This window comes from Arsukibacterium perlucidum DSM 18276, assembly GCF_000382165.1.
Classification (GTDB): domain Bacteria; phylum Pseudomonadota; class Gammaproteobacteria; order Enterobacterales; family Alteromonadaceae; genus Alishewanella; species Alishewanella perlucidum.
The window spans coordinates 58036-73929 of record NZ_KB907719.1 but is presented as its reverse complement, the minus strand read 5'-3'; the positions used below and the strand labels follow the sequence as shown (position 1 = coordinate 73929).

The window sequence follows — 15894 nt, the reverse complement described above, 5'->3', positions numbered from 1 at the left end:
ATTGGTACTTTAGCGTTGTTTGCTATGAATTTTATTGGTGTAGCCGCAGAGCAAGCGGGGTTGGCTAAACGCTTCCAGGCAAACACTATCAAACATCGACGGGTACTCAGCTACTGTTACATCGCGGCAAGACTAATCCATCAAAGCGAACTTAGGATAACTTTAAAACATTGGTTATCCGGCGTTCTTTACTTCAAACGGAAAACCGCAGAGTATGGATTGTGTTGGAGCTAAATTCGTGGGGATCCCTCAGGTTCGGACCCTCTTTATAAAGAATACTCACTCTGTCCAATACCAACTGGTCACGTTATAGCGATACTGCTGGCTATCTGCAGTTTTGAGCGGGTTAACCCAATGCTCAGATCCCACAGAGGATGGATCAAACAACACGCAGCGGTTGTATAGCGGCTCAATTTTTATTTGCTGTTTGTTGTTGCCCATAAAAACCAGTTCACCGCCGTTATTGCTTTGCCAGTCTTTATTTAAATACAGCAGCATACATACTTCTCTGCCTGGTGAGTCATCGGCGTGCTGATTAACAAAATCGCTGGCACTCAAGCGAAAATAATTGGTATTAATAGCTGGCTTAGCAACATTAAGATCGGTTAATGGCACCCTGAAAATTTGTGATAACAAGGACATAAATTCATTACTGCGTAAAAATAACAGAAACTGCAGTGCGATATTGTAACCGGCACTCTCAGCACATTCAGCAACGTCAGCTGTGGCCGCCGGGCGCTGCCAGACATCGCGCTGCACAAAACGTTGTTTGGTTGGGGTTTTTTGCCATTTAGCATTATCGACATACAATTTAGAGTAGCTGTGTTGCTGGGTTTGCCAATTGTTGTCTTGCTGTAGAACGTTAATGACGGCATCCAGTTTGGCATTATCAAATAAGTTATCAATAACGATATGTCTGGGCGAGGCCTGCAACATGCTCTTTCGATAGGCGTTTAGCGCAGAAGTGGTAACTTGCTGTTTATTCAGCCACATTGCAACAACTCAATTGTAGGGATAGATAACGCCTTAAAGTTTACATGAAAAAAGCCCACGCTATAAGCGTGGGCTTTTTTCATGTAAGCGTCAGGCCGGGGAAGCCGATACCTGCGCTTGGTATTTTTAATCGCTGCTAGTTAGTTGGTCTGAAATTGAGAGGGGCAAAGACACTGCTCCGATCCAGCAAGCCACCCATGGTATCGTCAACCGAAGTGGTACAGCTTGCCACACCACGACCGCATAGTTGCCCCGGGATCCGGGTACCGGTTGGGTTTCTTTCATAAAGCTGCAGGGAATCGAGCTGCGCCACAATATTACTGAATTCAGATTTAACGTTGAACTGCTCCCCCTGTATTTGAAACACTTCAATATCATTAATTTGCTTTAAATCTGTCAGCAGCGGCTGCACCCGGGCTACCAGTTCACTATCCGCTTTGTCTTCGGCAGCACGTTCAGTGGTTTGCTCCAGTGCGGTAATGATTTGATCCAGTTGCTGTCTGGAGTCAGCATAGCCTTTCAGCGCCAGGTTTTTATAAAGACGGGCGGCGCGGGCTAAATCAGATTCCACCGCAACACCACTGACCAGCAACTGCGCCAGCAGATACTGCCCCGGGCTGTAGTACTGCTGATCGGCTTGCTCCAACAGGGCTATCGCTTTTTTATCTGCTTGCGGAGTGTTTTTGGTCAGCAGCAATTTAGCTTTATCTGTTAACGCCGGACCAAATTCTGCCCGGGCTGCCCGGCTCAGTAATTCATCAGCTCTGGCAATATCCTGCTCAAATATAAAGCCCTGCCGCAGCCAGATTGACATCTGGTGCATACCCATAGGTTCGCGCCAGCGCACCGCTTGCTTAATAAGCAGGCGGGCTTTGTCAATATCCTGTTCGACACCTTCGCCGGTAGCGTAAGCAAGGGCGACGATAGTAGCAGCCTCACCGCTACCATAGCGGGCCATTTCTTCCAGTTTGTTAAATTCAGACTGGCAGCTGGCACTCTCGCAAAAGCCGGCCTGATCGGTATCTGCAGCAACTGCAACAGCTGTAAAAAGTAAGGTACTGCTGAAGGCTAACGCCAACCCTGTTTTAGTTATTTTCATTGTTCTTAGTTCCTGTTGTGAACCCTGGCTAACACTATAGTACAAAAGCGTACGAAGATGTTAAGAGGCTAAGCTAACAACTGCAGCGGTGCAGCGCTGCCCTGATAAAATGTCGATGCTATAAGTAAGACGAACGGCCATTTAAAAATGTGACAAATTAACTGTATTTAGCCAAATTTTTTTTCACAATTCAGCTTCAGCTCAGTTTGGCCGTCTTATGCTTAGCCTCTATTCGCGGTTTAGCAGAGTTTAACCCTCAAACAGTTACTCTACTCGGGCCGCTTCTTTAGGGTAATGCAGGAGTCTGCTATGAGCGTTTCGAAGCAAAGTGATGTACCACAACAACCGTTTTTTTATCAGCAACGACAAACCGTGGATTTAACCCGGCAGGAGCGTAAAGCGTTAAGCCTGGTATGGCGTGATGATGAAACTACTGGTAAAGCATCCGGCCAGCATGAGCGTGATACCGCCCATTGCGCGGTGTTGGGTTATAACTGATTTTTAACAACGCTTTACTTGCCTGGAACCTGTTGGCTGATTAGAATCGGCGTCTTAAAGTTTAACTGCTAGTCAGAGACCAGGTATGAATAAAAATATTATTACCAACGGCTTAGCTGCGTTAGTTGTCGCTGCGGGTTGGTTTTGGCAACAGCCGTTGCTGCTAAGCGTAGGGTTGTTTGCACTGTCAGGTGCATTAACCAACTGGCTTGCTGTGCATATGTTGTTTGAAAAAGTGCCACTACTGTATGGCTCTGGGGTAATACCGGCGCGCTTTGCTGAGTTTAAAGCGGGTATTTATCAGCTGGTGATGACTCAGTTTTTCAGTAGTGACAATATTGACCGCTTTATTACCGCCAAACAGCAAAGCCAGCCCGGCGATACCGGACAGCCAACCTTTGACTTTGAGCCGGTGATCGCTAAAACCGATTTATCGCCTGCCTTTGATTCCCTGTTAAAAGTGGTAGAGCAATCATCTTTTGGCAGCATGCTGAGCATGTTTGGCGGCAGCGCCGCTTTATTGCCATTAAAACAGCCGTTTATTGTCCGCTTGAAAGAAGCGTTAACCGATATATCCCGCAGCGATGAATTTAATCAGTTGGTGTTAGCCCAGCTTGACCAGCCTGAGCAGTTGCAGCATATCCGCGAACAGGTAGAAACCATAGTCCAGCAACGTCTGGCTGAACTTACCCCTGAACTGGTAAAAGAGATTATTCAGCAAATGATCCGCCAGCACCTTGGCTGGCTGGTGGTATGGGGTGGGGTATTTGGTGGCCTGATTGGTTTAGTGGCTGCTTTTATTCAGTAGCTTGAGTTACCGGGAGTTCAGGTTGCGATGTGCTTTAATTACGGCAAATGGCAGTCAGACCAGTTAGCAAAAGTCAGCCCGGCTAACAATCAGCGGCTATACTGAGTCTGATAAGTGCTGCTGCCTGATTAGTGTTGGTAGTAAATGTGAGTTAGTAGTAAGAAGTAAGGCAATGCACTTAGCAACCGGCGGTATTGTTGATAGGTTAATGGCAAAGCTGTCTTAGGTTTAGTTCTCTGATTACAGGGGGGTAATAACCATGGGCTATAAGTACTTCGAAGGTAACTGGAGTGAACAACGTGCTATGGCTAAGTTGCAATGGGATCGGCTGAGTTATGCCGAACTTGAGCAAAGCCGGGGCAATATGGAAGAACTGGCGGACCTTATCCAGGACCGCTATGGTATTGATCAGGAAGAAGCATTAGCGCAAGTTGAAGATTTCTTCAGCCGCTACTGAGCACCTGGTTTGTTGATGCAACAGGCGCTGCTTTGTCGGCGCCTGTTTCTTTTCAAACTGCCAGGCTTAGCCAAAACATGCTAAACTGCGGCCTGAAAATTCAGCCCGGAGCCTTGTTATGTTTAGTCGTTATGTATTGTGTTTGCTGCTGTTGCTGCCCCTTGCTGTATCGGCCAGTAACAGTGTAAACCTGGAAACCACCATGAAGAGCATGGGGCTGGCATTAAAACAAGCCAGAGAGGCGGCAAGTCCCGGGGCCGCAAAGCCCTTTATTGACCAACTTACCGAGTTGACCGAGCAGGCAAAAGTAGCCCGCTTTCCTGAAGACAAAGCGCAAAAATACCTGGAGGGGCTGGACAAGGTGCTGCTAACTTTGCAGCAGGCCCGGGATGCCGCGATAGCAGGCGACAACCAAAAGCTGCAGCAAGCGCTGACCGAAGTAGAGCAGTTGCGCCGCTATTATCATAAGCAACGTAAAGTCAGCTTCTGGCAAATTTTATTTGGTTAATGGCTGTTTTAAAGCAAAAAACCATCCAGCTGGATGGTTCTTTGTTAGTTAAAGCTAACTTAGCCGGCTAAACCCACATAAACGTGTTGCACATCATCATCCGCGTCAATGGCATCCAGAAAGGCTTCAACTTCTGCGCGTTGTTCATCGTCTAAACTAACCGGGTTATTGGCCCGGTACACCAGTTTAGCAGTCAGCACATTATAGCCAAATTCCGGCAGCGCTTTAGCGACCAGGTCTAAATCGGTGGCTTCAGTTAAAAACACCACTTCGTTATCATCACCCGTTTCAAAGTCCTGGGCACCGGCTTCAATGGCTGCCAGTTCGATGTCGGCGTCTGCGCTGCTGGCTTCGGCTTCAATCTGGCCGAGGTGTTTAAAGTCCCAGGATACTGCACCAGAAGTGGCCAGCTGACCTTTCCTGAATAACTGGCGGATACTCTGGGCGCTGCGGTTTTTATTGTCGGTTAAACACTCAACAATAACAGGCACCTGATGCGGAGCGAAGCCTTCATATACCACAGTTTCATAGTTGGCAGGGCCATCGAGCAAGCCTGCGCCTTTTTTAATTGCCCGCTCCAACGTGTCTTTTGGCATTGAGGCTTTTTTGGCGGTATCAATGGCAGAACGCAGTTTGGCATTCATATCCGGATCGGCGCCGTTCCGGGCGGCAACAGCAATTTCTTTTGCCAGCTTGGTGAATATCCGGCCTTTGGCGTTGGCGGCGTCTTGTTTATGTTTGGCTTTCCATTGTGCGCCCATCGTCGCGCTCCTATATTTTAAGGTATCAGTTCTAAAGTATGAGATCTGAGATCTGAGATCTAAGGTATCAAAACAAACAGGGCGCTAGTCTAGCCAATTGCAGGCTTTTATAGCAAGCTTAAGCGCCAATCTGCTATAGATTTTCATGTCCTGGAAAAATAACAGCTCAGGTTAAACCAAATTAGCGCAGAATACGTTTAACAAAGCTGCTAAAACAGACAATTTAATCCAGGTGAAGTGAGTAATGACAACCCGCTCAGCAATAATGGCCGCACCGGCAAAAGCCGGCCCGATAAAAGCAGTAGTATTTGATCTGGATGGCACCTTAGTCGACTCCCGGCTTGATTTTGCCGCGATCTGCAACGATATTGGCTGGCCGGTCGGAACCCCGTTGCTGGAGCAACTGGCCACAGTCAGTTGTCTTACTGAGAAAGCCCGGGTAGAGCAGATCATTCATCAACATGAATTAGCAGGGGCAGAAGCAGCCAGCTGGATCCCCGGTGCGTTGGCAAGCTTACAACATCTGCAGCAACAGGGCTGGCCGCTGGCTATTTTAACCCGCAATATGCGCAGTGCCACCGAGCGGGTGATCAGCCGCTTGCAAATACCCATAAGTTTGGTGCTTACCCGTGAAGACTGCGCTGCTAAGCCTGATCCGGCCGGATTGCAGCTTATTGCCAGACAACTGCAATTAGACTGCGCTGAGATTTTATATGTCGGCGACTATTTATTTGATTTACAGGTGGCAGCCAACGCCGGTAGTCTGTCTTGCCTGTATCTGAATGGTGTTAATCAGCAATTTATGGCACAAGCTGATTTTCATATCAGCCACTTTAACCAGTTACCCGAGCTGGTAAGCAAATTAAGCGGCCAGGCGTAGTTGTTGGCAAAGTAATATATCGTGCAGGCCATTGCAGAGCCGTCTGAAATGCTTGCTAAATAAGCTATTTAGTTGCAATGGGTACTGTAAAGCCCCTATATTAGCAGCATAATTATACAAAGCTCAGGGTAGGCAAGTTTGCTGGCAAGATTAAAAAGTAATTTTTATCTGGCGATGATAAGCCTGGTCGGTCTGATGATCACCGTCTGCGTTACACCCTATGGTATTTATCGCCTGCTAAGCGGCAATATTATAGTAGGTATTGCTGATTTGGTAATGGTGCTGGTTAGTGTTTGCTGCGTTGCTTACGCCTGGCGTACTGACGATACTAAAGGGCCCGGCCTGATTATGGCCATGGCGTTTTGTATCGGCGCTATTTTGGTATGTATTAATCTGGGTATCGATGGCGTGTTCTGGGTTTATCCCTTTCTTGTGTTTATATTTTTTCTGGTTTCACCGTTAAAAGCGTTGCTAATGTTGTTGTTATCGTTAGCTGTTTTACTCGGTTTTGCATTATTTAACCCGGGCCAGATTTTTGCCACTACCTTTCAGCTAGTGTCTTTCGCGGTAACCTGCCTTGTTACCAGCCTGTTTGCTTATGTATTTGCTTATCGCACTCAAACTCAACGAGATGCACTGAAAGTGCTGGCTACCACCGACAGTTTAACCGGTGCTGCAAATCGCCGCACCTTAGACGAAGCCCTGACCGCTGCCATTATTCAGCACAGAAAAAGCGCCACAGAATATGGCCTGATGCTACTTGACCTGGATTATTTCAAGAATATTAACGATAACTACGGCCATAAAACCGGTGACAATGTGTTAATGGAATTGGTGCCGGTCCTGAAAAAAATGGTACGCCAACGTGATACCGTATTCCGGTTTGGTGGCGAAGAGTTTGTAGTGTTACTGGCTGATATTAAACAGGCAGATTTACATAAGCTGGCTGATAAAATAAGGCTTGGTGTCAACGAGCATCTGAGTTTACCTGATGGTAAAAAATTAACGACCTCTATTGGTATCGCCGTATTGCAAACTGATGAGAGCTGGGAAAGCTGGTTACACCGGGCCGATTTAGCCTTATATCAGGCGAAAAACCAGGGCAGAAACCAGGTGGTTGCTGCCCGGAAACAGAGCGACGTTTAACGCAGCTATGCTTATTACCTCAAGCGGGCTTTTTAGTAACCTTTGGCTGCTGCCAACTGGCTGGCACGCTCAGCCCGGTTAGGATCTTCTGCAACCTGCCAACCTTGTAAATTGTGGTTGATCAGCTGATATAACGCCCTGATATGTGCCGGCCGGTCGTTGAGCGCACTGATGTACTGATACTGCTCACCTCCGGCATCGGTAAAGTATTCATGATTCTCTTCAGCAATCTCTTCAATGGTCTCCAGGCAATCAGCTGCAAACCCCGGGCAGAACACCTGCACCGATTTTACGCCCTGGCCAGGTAAGGCTTTCAAGGTTTCATCAGTGTATGGCTTTAACCACTCTTCCCGGCCAAATCGCGACTGAAAAGTGGTCATGTATTCATCTTTAGCAAGCCCCAGCGCTTCGGCAATTAAACGGGAGCTTTTATAGCACTCACAGTGATAGGGGTCGCCATTCAGTAAATAGCGTTTTGGAATACCATGGTAAGAAAAAATAAGTTTATCGGCGCGGCCATGCTCTGCCCAATGCTGGGTAATACGCTCGGCACAAGCTGCAATATAGCCACTGTCGTCGTGGTAATGCGAAATAAAACGGATGTCCGGCAGCCAGCGGCGCTTGGTAAAGTTATTGGCCAGCTCATCAAAAGTAGACGCCGAAGTAGAGGCGGAGTATTGCGGATATAACGGTAAAACCAGAATTTTTCGCACACCCTGGCTAAACATTTTATCCAGCACCGAGGCAAACGACGGGTTGCCGTAGCGCATAGCAAAATCGACGACCACATCCGTTCTGCCATCATTGGCGAATTCTCTGGCTATTGCCTCAGCCTGCTGGCGGGTGTGAAACAACAGCGGGGAGCCCTGATCGGTAAACACCGTGGCGTAGGCTTTAGCCGACCGACGTGGCCTTATTTGTAAAATAACCCCGTTTAAAATAAACCACCATAACAGCCGCGGTACCTCGACTACTCTGGGATCTGATAAAAACTGTTTCAGGTAACGTTTTAAAGCCTTAGGGGTTGGCTCGTCCGGGGTACCGAGGTTGGTCAGCAGTACGCCGATTTTATCTGCAGCGCTGTGCTGGTAGTTCGGGTTATTAATAAAGGCCATAGCGATCACTTTTGTAAGCTTGCATAAACAGCCTTAGCATACGCTGCCGGCTGTTGATTGGTTTGGTGACAATGGGATGATGGTAACAGTTTCGCCGAACAAACAGGAACTAAAAATGCTTTGTTGATGCCAGCTTACTGGTAAAGCAACTGCTATGCCGGTAAGCTTTAAGCTCTTCTGGTTCAGGCAGAGTAAGTAAAACATGCAGACAAACCCGCAGTTTAACGGCCACAGCAAATTTAAAAAATTGCTGGCATATGTTATTGCCGTCTTATTAGCGGCAGCACTTAGCAGTATCGTCCAGAGTCAGTTTAATTTAATCGCTATCGCTGCGCTGGTTGAACAGCTGCCACCCGCTGCCTGGCTTTATACCGTCTGGTTTGATTTGCGTTCTTTTACCCCGACTATGCTGGTGATTATGGCGCCGGTATTGCTGCTGGCTTTGTTTGCCAGCCGGCTACTGCACAGTATTGTCGGTGTAAACCGGATCTGGTTAGCGACAGGCTGCAGCCTTGCAGGTTTTTTGCTGGCGCTATGGGCGATAAACACCCTGGCACCGATGCCCACCCTGATTGCGGCCAGTCGGGGGATGTCAGGCAGCCTGGCACTGGCCTTGTGTGCTGCCGCAGGGGCGGCGATTTATATCAGGTTAACCAGCCACGGCAATACGTAACAATGAGGCGTAATATGAAAAAGATTGCCATAACAAGTTTGCTACTACTGGGGTTGGCGCTTAAAGTGCAGGCGGTGCCCTATCAGGTGACCACAGTAGCCGAGCAGCTTAACTACCCGTGGTCTTTAGCTTTTCTGCCTGATGGCAGCATGCTGCTGACGGAACGTACCGGCAAACTAAAGCAACTATCAGCAACAGGCGAAGTAACCGCGCAAGTCGCTCCGGCCTTACCAGAGTTGTATGTGGCAGCGCAGGGCGGTTTGCTGGAAGTATTAGTACCGCAAGCCTTTAGCCAGAACCAACAGCTGCTATTGAGTTATGTTTGTGGCGATGCCAACGCCAATACGCTTTGTCTGGCAACAGCGCGCTGGGATCAGCAGCAATTAACCGACATTCGTCAGGTATTTAAAGCTAAACCCTATCGCAAAGGTGCGGCGCATTACGGTGGCCGGATGTTGCAACTGCCTGATAACAGCATTTTACTTACGCTGGGTGATGGCTTTGATTACCGTGAGCAGGCGCAAAATCCGGCTAATCATCTGGGGAAAATAGTCAGGTTGCTGCCCGATGGCAGCGTGCCGGCAGATAACCCCTTTATAGAGCAGGCCGGCTATGCCAGCGAAATATACAGTATGGGCCATCGCAATGTGCAGGGAATTGCCTGGGATGGTACCAACAAACTGGTGTACAGCCATGAACACGGGCCACGTGGTGGTGATGAGTTGAATATTATTCAGGCTGGCAACAATTATGGTTGGCCGGTGGCCACCCGCGGGATTGATTACACCGGCGCCAGAGTATCGCCTTTCCGGCAATACCCGGGGATGGTTGAGCCGCTTTGGCACTGGAGCCCGTCTATTGCCCCGGCCGGCATGATGCTATATCAGGGGGAGCTTTTTCCGGCCTGGCAGGGCAGTTTATTTATTAGTGCATTAGCGGGTAAAGCCTTGCACCGGCTGGAAATGGCAAATGGTAAGGTGTTAACAGAGCAACTGCTGTTAACTGAACTTAACAGCAGATTGCGTGATGTGCGCAGCGGGCCTGATGGCGCCATCTATCTGCTGACAGACAGCGCTGAGGGTAAACTGTTGCGGTTGACACCTTAAACCAAGTGCAGCCGGTTAATGCTGATGGCCGCCTTCACCATGGGCATGGCCATGGGCAATTTCTTCGCTGCTGGCTGGGCGGACGTTTAATACCTCGACCTTAAAGGTCAGGGTTTTGCCGGCCAGCGGATGGTTAACATCAATCTGCGCTTTAAACATGCCTACTTTAACCACGGTAACCTGGCGCTGGCCTTCTTCAGTCTGAACCCAGGCCTGCATGCCTGGCTTCCATTTTTTGGCACCGTGCAGATATTTTACCTGAATATCCTGAATTGCATTGGTCTGTACCTCACCATAGGCATCTTCCGGTGCCAGGGTAAGCTCCAGGGTATCGCCGGCGGTTTTGCCTTCCAGTGCGGCTTCTAACTTAGGCAGCATTTGCTGCTGGCCATGCATATAAAGTAACGGCGTGCTGCCTTTGGAGCTTTCCAGCTCGCCGTTTTCGTCGCTAAGACTATAGTGAAACTGTACTACTGCATTGTTGCTGATATTCATAATAAGGTTCTTGCCAAAAGAAAAGTAGCGCGCAGTATAACCAACCGCCGCTTAAAACCAAAGTGTAACGCTTAAAACCAGAGTGTAACGCTTAAAACCAGAGTGTAACGCTAACAGCAAAGGTGTGAGATGAGTAAATATAAGCCCCCGTTATGATTAAACGGGGGCAGGCAACTTAAGTTGCCGCTTTCATTTGCTGAATAAAGCTTTTCAGCTCACTCAGCAGTTTGTCAGGTTGCTGCAGGTTTTGCTCCAGAATTTTAACAATGGCCGAGCCGCAAATAGCGCCGGCTGCGCCGTTGGCGATAGCATCCTTAACATGAGCTGGTGTCGAAATACCAAACCCAAGTAGTGGTGGTGCCGGATTATAAGCCCTGATCCGGGCAATCAGCTCAGCAGTCGGCATGGCAGCCTGCGTTTCTGCACCGGTTACCCCGGCCCGGCTTAGCAGGTAGGTGTAACCGCGGCCATAAGATGCAATGGCCCGTAAGTCATCGTCATCGACATTGGGTGGCACAATAAAAATAGGGGCAATATCATGCGCCATTGCCGCCTGGCGGAACATTTTACTTTCGTGCAGCGGTACATCAGCGATAAGTACTGAATCAACGCCGGCCGCCGCGGCCTGGCTGTAGAAGTTATCTAAACCACGGGCCATCACCAGGTTAGAATACAGCAGTAAACCAATCGGAATATCGGCGTTGTACTGGCGTATTTTGCGGATAATTTCAAAGCTGATAGCCGGGGTAACACCTGCCGCCATCGCCCGGATATTAGCGTTCTGAATGGTCGGGCCGTCAGCGATAGGATCAGAGAACGGAATGCCCAGCTCCAGCGCATCAGCACCCGCGTCTATCAGGGCTTTAATAATCTCAAATGACAGCTCCGGGCCCGGATCGCCCACGGTGACAAAGGGCACAAAGGCACCGCGCTGCTCTGCGGCAAGCCGGTTAAACATCTGTTGATAACGTTGCATTTAGTGCGCTCCCTCTGCTGCCTTGTTGGTAGATTGCTCCGCCAGAATACTGTGGACATGGCTTAAATCTTTATCGCCGCGACCGGATAAATTAACCAGCAACACCATCGGCTCAGTGGCAGCGGCAGCCATTTTCAGAGCATGTGCCAGTGCATGTGAACTTTCCAGTGCTGGGATAATTCCCTCAGCCATGGCCAGATGCTGGAAAGCAGCGAGTGCTTCATCGTCATTTACCGCAACATATTCGGCGCGACCGGTTTGTTGTAAGTGGGTATGCTGCGGGCCGACGGCCGGGTAATCCAGGCCGGCAGAAACCGAGTATGACTCTTCAATCTGGCCATCGCTGGTTTGCATAATGGCGGTATAGGCACCGTGTAAGATACCGTAGCTGCCGGTACTTAGGGCTGCGCCATGCTGATGGGTGTTAATGCCTTTACCACCGGGTTCAACCCCGATTAAGCGCACGCCCTCTTCTTTAATAAAGTCAGCAAAAATACCAATTGCGTTGGAGCCACCGCCAACACAGGCAATTACCGCATCGGGTAACTTACCTTCTGCTTTAAGAATTTGCTGTTTGGCTTCTTCCCCAATCATTTTCTGAAATTCACGCACTATGGTCGGGAACGGGTGCGGCCCGGCGGCGGTGCCCAGCATGTAATGGCTGGTAGCATAGCTGGCTGACCAGTCGCGCATCGCTTCGTTTACTGCATCCTTTAAAGTACCTGAGCCGGCAGTAACCGGAATAACGGTGGCACCCATCAGTTTCATCCGGAATACATTGGGCTGCTGACGCTCAATATCTTTGGCGCCCATGTAAATCCGGCATTTTAAGCCGAGCAGAGCACAGGCCAGGGCCGTTGCCACTCCGTGCTGGCCGGCACCGGTTTCGGCTATCACTTCGGTTTTACCCATCCGCTTGGTTAACAGGGCCTGGCCCAAAACCTGATTAGTTTTATGGGCGCCGCCATGCAGTAAATCTTCCCGCTTCATATATATTTTTACCAGCGGGTTGGGTGATAAGTTACGGCACAGGGTAAGAGGGGTCGGCCGGCCGGCATACTCGGTTAGCAGCTGCTGAAATTCGGCGTCAAAGGCCGGATCCTGCAGCGCATCAACAAAAGCTTGCTCCAGTTGTTTTAGCGCGGGCACTAACAGTTGCGGCACAAACATGCCGCCGTACTGGCCAAAATAAGGGTTTAGTTTAAGCTCGCTCATAATACTGCTCTCTGTGTTGTCTGCTCTGTTTGCTTTTTTTGCTCAGAAGCACCGGCGCTCCGGTACTGAAACGCCCTGATCCTGGCAAAAGCCGCATGAATTTTTGTGCTGTCTTTAATGCCGGGTGCGCTTTCCAGGCCTGAATTCATATCTAACCCTGCAACCGGCAGGGTAAGGGCTTCGTTTACATTGTCGGGGCTAAGCCCGCCTGCCAGCATAATGGGCAATTGGCTCAGCTTAGCCAGTGGTTGCTGCAATAGTTGCCAGTTAAATGTCTCGCCGCTGCCACCATGGGTGCCGGGGTGGTAGGCATCCAGCAATAACCGGTCTGCCAGTTCGGTAAATTGTGGCAGCGTGTCTGCGATGCGGTAAGCTTTCCAGATCTGGCAACCTACCGGCAGTACAGCGCGCAGTGCACGAATATCGTCATCGGTTTCATTGCCATGCAGCTGGACGGCACTTAATTGTAGAGTTTTGGCTGCGTCTGCTATATCGCTAAGCGGTGCATCGACAAACACACCAACAAAGTTAAGCGGCGCCGCGGCCACCAGCTGTTTTGCCTGTGCCATGCTGATACAACGTTTTGATGCCGGCGCAAAAATGAGTCCGCCATAATAAGCGCCGGCTTGCCAGGCGGCGCTGACATCCTGTGGCCGGGTTAAGCCACACACTTTATGTTCGCCAACAATTAATTTACGGGCGGCTGCGGCTAAATCATCCTGAGCCATCAGCGAGCTGCCAACCAGAAACGCATCGGCTACTGGCTGTAACTGCCGCACTTGCTGATTAGTGTAAATGCCAGACTCTGATACCACGGTAACCCCATCTGGGATCAGTTCAGACAACACAAAGCTGGTATTTAAATCGGTACTCAGATCGCGCAGGTTGCGGTTATTAATGCCAATAAGTTCAGCACCAAGCTTAACGGCCCGGCGGGTTTCTGTTTCATTGCTTACTTCAGTCAGCACCGTCATATTAAGCGTCGCAGCTAAAGCAGCCAGGGGCAGGTAGGCGTCATCGCTTAACACCGATAACATCAGCAGCACCGCATCGGCACCATGCAGCCGCCCCAGATAAATCTGATAAGGGTCGATAATAAAGTCTTTGTGCAGTAATGGCTTGTCGCTGAGTTGACGCATCGTCGCCAGATTCTGATAGCTACCCTGAAAAAACTGCTCATCGGTCAGCACCGAAATGCAGTCGGCATATTGGCTATATACCTCGTTTATCGCGGTTAAATCGAATTGCGCTCTGATCACGCCTTTCGACGGTGAAGCCTTTTTGCACTCCAGAATAAAACGGCTGCCGGGCTGTTGCAGGGCAGCCAGAAAATCATTAGTGCTTGGGGTTAGCTGATTAATAAACTGCTGCAGTGGTTTTGCCTGCTTCAGGCCCGCTACTTCCGCTGTTTTGTGCTGAATAATTTTTGCCAGTACGCCGGTCAGTTGCTCGTTATTTAGTTGCTCGCTGCTGAGCTGTTCGTTGTTTAACAGCTCGTCGCTTAAATGCTCAGCCATGGCTCATTTCCTTAAATTTTTGCAGGGTTTGCATCGCGTTACCACTAGCCAGACATTCCAACACGGCCCGGGTATTGATCGCCAGGCTGTCACCAAGGCCGGCAATTTTCAACATAGCAGCCACATTCATCGCCACTGCCTGGTTATGGGCGTTTTGGCCGCTGCCAGAGAGAATTGCCAGCGCGGCGGCGGCATTTTCTGCCGGCGTGCCGCCTGCCAGGCTGCTAAGTGGCTGCACGTTTAAGCCAAAATCTTCCGGGCTTAGGGTAAACTCGGTTATCTGGCCGTCTTTCAACTGGCAAACATAGGTATTACCATGCAGCGCTATTTCGTCACAGCCACTGCCATGCACTACCCAGGCTGCTTTGGTACCTAGTTGCTGCAGAGCTTCAGCCATTACCCGGCACAGCGCCGGATCATACACCCCTAACAACTGAAAATCAGGTGCGGCCGGGTTAACCAGCGGCCCCAGTAAGTTAAACAGCGTGCGGCTTTTTAACGCCTGGCGCACCGGCATCGCATGTTTAATGCCGGCATGGTACTGCGGTGCGAATAAAAAGCTACAGTTACTGGCTTGCAGGGTTTTCAGGGCCTGCGCCGGCGCTTGTTGAATGTTCACCCCCAGTTGCTCCAGCAAATCAGCTGAGCCTGAACTGGAAGAGACACTGCGGTTGCCGTGTTTAATAACCGGCAGGCCCATACTGGCGCCGACAATGGCGGCAGTAGTTGAAATATTAATGGTATTGCTGCCATCGCCACCGGTGCCGCAGCAATCAATGCTGCCGGCAATGGTTTCAGGAAACGGCAGTGCCGCCTGACGCAGAGCTTTGGCAGCGCCTGCAATTTCTGCCGCAGTTTCGCCACGCATTTTCAGGGCCACCAGTAAGGCCGTGAGTAATACCGGCTCTACGTCGCCGTTAACCACTGCGCTGAAAAAGTTTTCACTCTGGCTCTGAGTTAACGGTTTGCCTGCCAGCACCTGCTGCACCTGCTTTTGCAACTGTTCGGTTAATTCAGTGCTTGTCATGCATTGCTCCTTAATAAATAGCTAATACTTTGCTGCAACAAGGGCTTACCTAAGGTGGTCAGGATAGACTCAGGATGAAATTGAAAGCCCAGCATGCGTTGTTGTTCATGAATAATTGCCATTGGGATATGGCGGTCTGTACCAATACAGGTCAGGGCATTCGGTAGTTCTGTTGCCATCAGTGAGTGATAGCGGGCAACGGAAAACGGATTTGGCAAACCGGCAAAGACCGGATGCGGCGCCACGGCAATACTGGCTGTTTTACCATGTACTGTCTCGCCGGCACGACCAACAATGCCGCCATAATGTTCGGTGATGGCCTGATGGCCCAGGCAAATGCCCAGCACCGGATACTGGCCTGCTACTAATTTTAACAATGCCGGCATGCAACCTGCGTCCGCCGGGGCACCCGGGCCTGGAGACAGCACCAGCAACACCGGGCCTGCTTCCTGCTGCATTTTGGCGAAGATATAACTGGCCGGCACCGTATTGCGGTACAGCTTGATCTCAAAACCCAGCTGGGCAAACTCATCCACCAGGTTGTAGGTAAAGGAGTCGATATTATCTAGTAAATACAGAGTGGTCATGATGCTGTAATGCTCCTGCGATATTCCTGTCTG

At 49.9% G+C, this 15894-nt stretch carries 18 protein-coding genes and 1 pseudogene; 9 read left to right on the top strand and 10 right to left on the bottom strand.

All coding sequences use genetic code 11. The features are described 5' to 3' along the window. Positions 1-234, top strand: a pseudogene (locus H141_RS21775) (hypothetical protein); the annotation flags it as partial. A gap of 45 nt (positions 235-279) precedes the next feature. Here the strand turns inward: H141_RS21775 and H141_RS0113725 are convergent. Beyond that, complete coding sequence (locus H141_RS0113725) at positions 280-993, bottom strand: 2OG-Fe(II) oxygenase (RefSeq protein ID WP_019676855.1); 714 nt, start codon at positions 991-993, stop codon at positions 280-282. A gap of 136 nt (positions 994-1129) precedes the next feature. After that, positions 1130-2092, bottom strand: a complete 963-nt coding sequence (locus tag H141_RS20305; protein WP_019676854.1) for a tetratricopeptide repeat protein — start codon at positions 2090-2092, stop codon at positions 1130-1132. A 309-nt stretch (positions 2093-2401) separates the two neighbouring features. Between H141_RS20305 and H141_RS0113715 the strand changes: the two genes are divergently transcribed. The 4 genes from H141_RS0113715 to H141_RS0113700 all read left to right on the top strand — a co-directional run bounded on the left by H141_RS0113715 (position 2402) and on the right by H141_RS0113700 (position 4363). Then, entirely contained in the window at positions 2402-2590 is a 189-nt protein-coding gene (locus H141_RS0113715) for a hypothetical protein (protein ID WP_019676853.1), read from the top strand. An 85-nt stretch (positions 2591-2675) separates the two neighbouring features. Continuing rightward, positions 2676-3398, top strand: a complete 723-nt coding sequence (locus tag H141_RS0113710) for a DUF445 domain-containing protein (RefSeq protein ID WP_019676852.1) — start codon at positions 2676-2678, stop codon at positions 3396-3398. A gap of 259 nt (positions 3399-3657) precedes the next feature. After that, positions 3658-3855: a CsbD family protein gene (locus tag H141_RS0113705; RefSeq protein WP_019676851.1), complete on the top strand. Its 198-nt coding sequence runs from the start codon at positions 3658-3660 to the stop codon at positions 3853-3855. A gap of 118 nt (positions 3856-3973) precedes the next feature. Continuing rightward, the gene (locus H141_RS0113700; protein WP_019676850.1) at positions 3974-4363 is read left to right on the top strand and encodes a cytochrome b562; all 390 of its coding nucleotides are present in this window, start codon (positions 3974-3976) and stop codon (positions 4361-4363) included. Between the two features lie 59 nt (positions 4364-4422). Here the strand turns inward: H141_RS0113700 and H141_RS0113695 are convergent, their stop codons facing one another. After that, positions 4423-5124 carry a YebC/PmpR family DNA-binding transcriptional regulator gene (locus H141_RS0113695; protein ID WP_019676849.1) on the bottom strand — a complete coding sequence of 234 codons (702 nt, stop codon included), beginning with the start codon at positions 5122-5124 and terminating at the stop codon, positions 4423-4425. 244 nt (positions 5125-5368) lie between these two features. Here H141_RS0113695 and H141_RS0113690 point away from each other — a divergent pair, with 244 nt between their 5' ends. Both H141_RS0113690 and H141_RS0113685 read left to right on the top strand, forming a co-directional pair. Then, positions 5369-6004, top strand: a complete 636-nt coding sequence (locus H141_RS0113690; protein ID WP_019676848.1) for an HAD family hydrolase — start codon at positions 5369-5371, stop codon at positions 6002-6004. A 138-nt stretch (positions 6005-6142) separates the two neighbouring features. Next, positions 6143-7150 (top strand): GGDEF domain-containing protein, encoded by a 1008-nt coding sequence (locus tag H141_RS0113685; RefSeq protein ID WP_019676847.1) that lies wholly within the window; start codon positions 6143-6145, stop codon positions 7148-7150. Between the two features lie 32 nt (positions 7151-7182). Here the strand turns inward: H141_RS0113685 and hemH are convergent, their stop codons facing one another. Next, complete coding sequence (hemH, locus tag H141_RS0113680) at positions 7183-8265, bottom strand: ferrochelatase (protein ID WP_019676846.1); 1083 nt, start codon at positions 8263-8265, stop codon at positions 7183-7185. A gap of 202 nt (positions 8266-8467) precedes the next feature. Here hemH and H141_RS0113675 point away from each other — a divergent pair, with 202 nt between their 5' ends. After that, a complete protein-coding gene (locus tag H141_RS0113675; RefSeq protein ID WP_019676845.1) occupies positions 8468-8938 on the top strand; it encodes a hypothetical protein in 471 nt (156 codons plus the stop codon). Positions 8939-8952: 14 nt separating this feature from the next. Beyond that, the gene (locus tag H141_RS0113670; RefSeq protein WP_019676844.1) at positions 8953-10044 is read left to right on the top strand and encodes a PQQ-dependent sugar dehydrogenase; all 1092 of its coding nucleotides are present in this window, start codon (positions 8953-8955) and stop codon (positions 10042-10044) included. 15 nt (positions 10045-10059) lie between these two features. On the opposite strand, the gene H141_RS0113665 is transcribed toward H141_RS0113670, so the two are convergent. From H141_RS0113665 to H141_RS0113640, 6 genes are all read right to left on the bottom strand, one after another. Beyond that, positions 10060-10539 (bottom strand): FKBP-type peptidyl-prolyl cis-trans isomerase, encoded by a 480-nt coding sequence (locus tag H141_RS0113665; RefSeq protein ID WP_019676843.1) that lies wholly within the window; start codon positions 10537-10539, stop codon positions 10060-10062. A gap of 175 nt (positions 10540-10714) precedes the next feature. Further along, positions 10715-11515: a tryptophan synthase subunit alpha gene (trpA, locus tag H141_RS0113660; RefSeq protein WP_019676842.1), complete on the bottom strand. Its 801-nt coding sequence runs from the start codon at positions 11513-11515 to the stop codon at positions 10715-10717. After that, a complete protein-coding gene (gene trpB, locus H141_RS0113655) occupies positions 11516-12730 on the bottom strand; it encodes a tryptophan synthase subunit beta (protein ID WP_019676841.1) in 1215 nt (404 codons plus the stop codon). It abuts the gene before it with no gap. Next, positions 12727-14247, bottom strand: a complete 1521-nt coding sequence (trpCF, locus tag H141_RS0113650; RefSeq protein ID WP_019676840.1) for a bifunctional indole-3-glycerol-phosphate synthase TrpC/phosphoribosylanthranilate isomerase TrpF — start codon at positions 14245-14247, stop codon at positions 12727-12729. Before trpCF ends, trpB begins: the two co-directional genes overlap by 4 nt. After that, positions 14240-15274, bottom strand: coding sequence for an anthranilate phosphoribosyltransferase (gene trpD, locus H141_RS0113645; protein WP_019676839.1), 1035 nt, complete (start codon positions 15272-15274; stop codon positions 14240-14242). Before trpD ends, trpCF begins: the two co-directional genes overlap by 8 nt. Beyond that, on the bottom strand, positions 15271-15861 hold the full coding sequence (locus H141_RS0113640; RefSeq protein ID WP_019676838.1) for an aminodeoxychorismate/anthranilate synthase component II: 591 nt from the start codon (positions 15859-15861) through the stop codon (positions 15271-15273). Before H141_RS0113640 ends, trpD begins: the two co-directional genes overlap by 4 nt. Between the last annotated feature and the right edge of the window lie 33 nt (positions 15862-15894).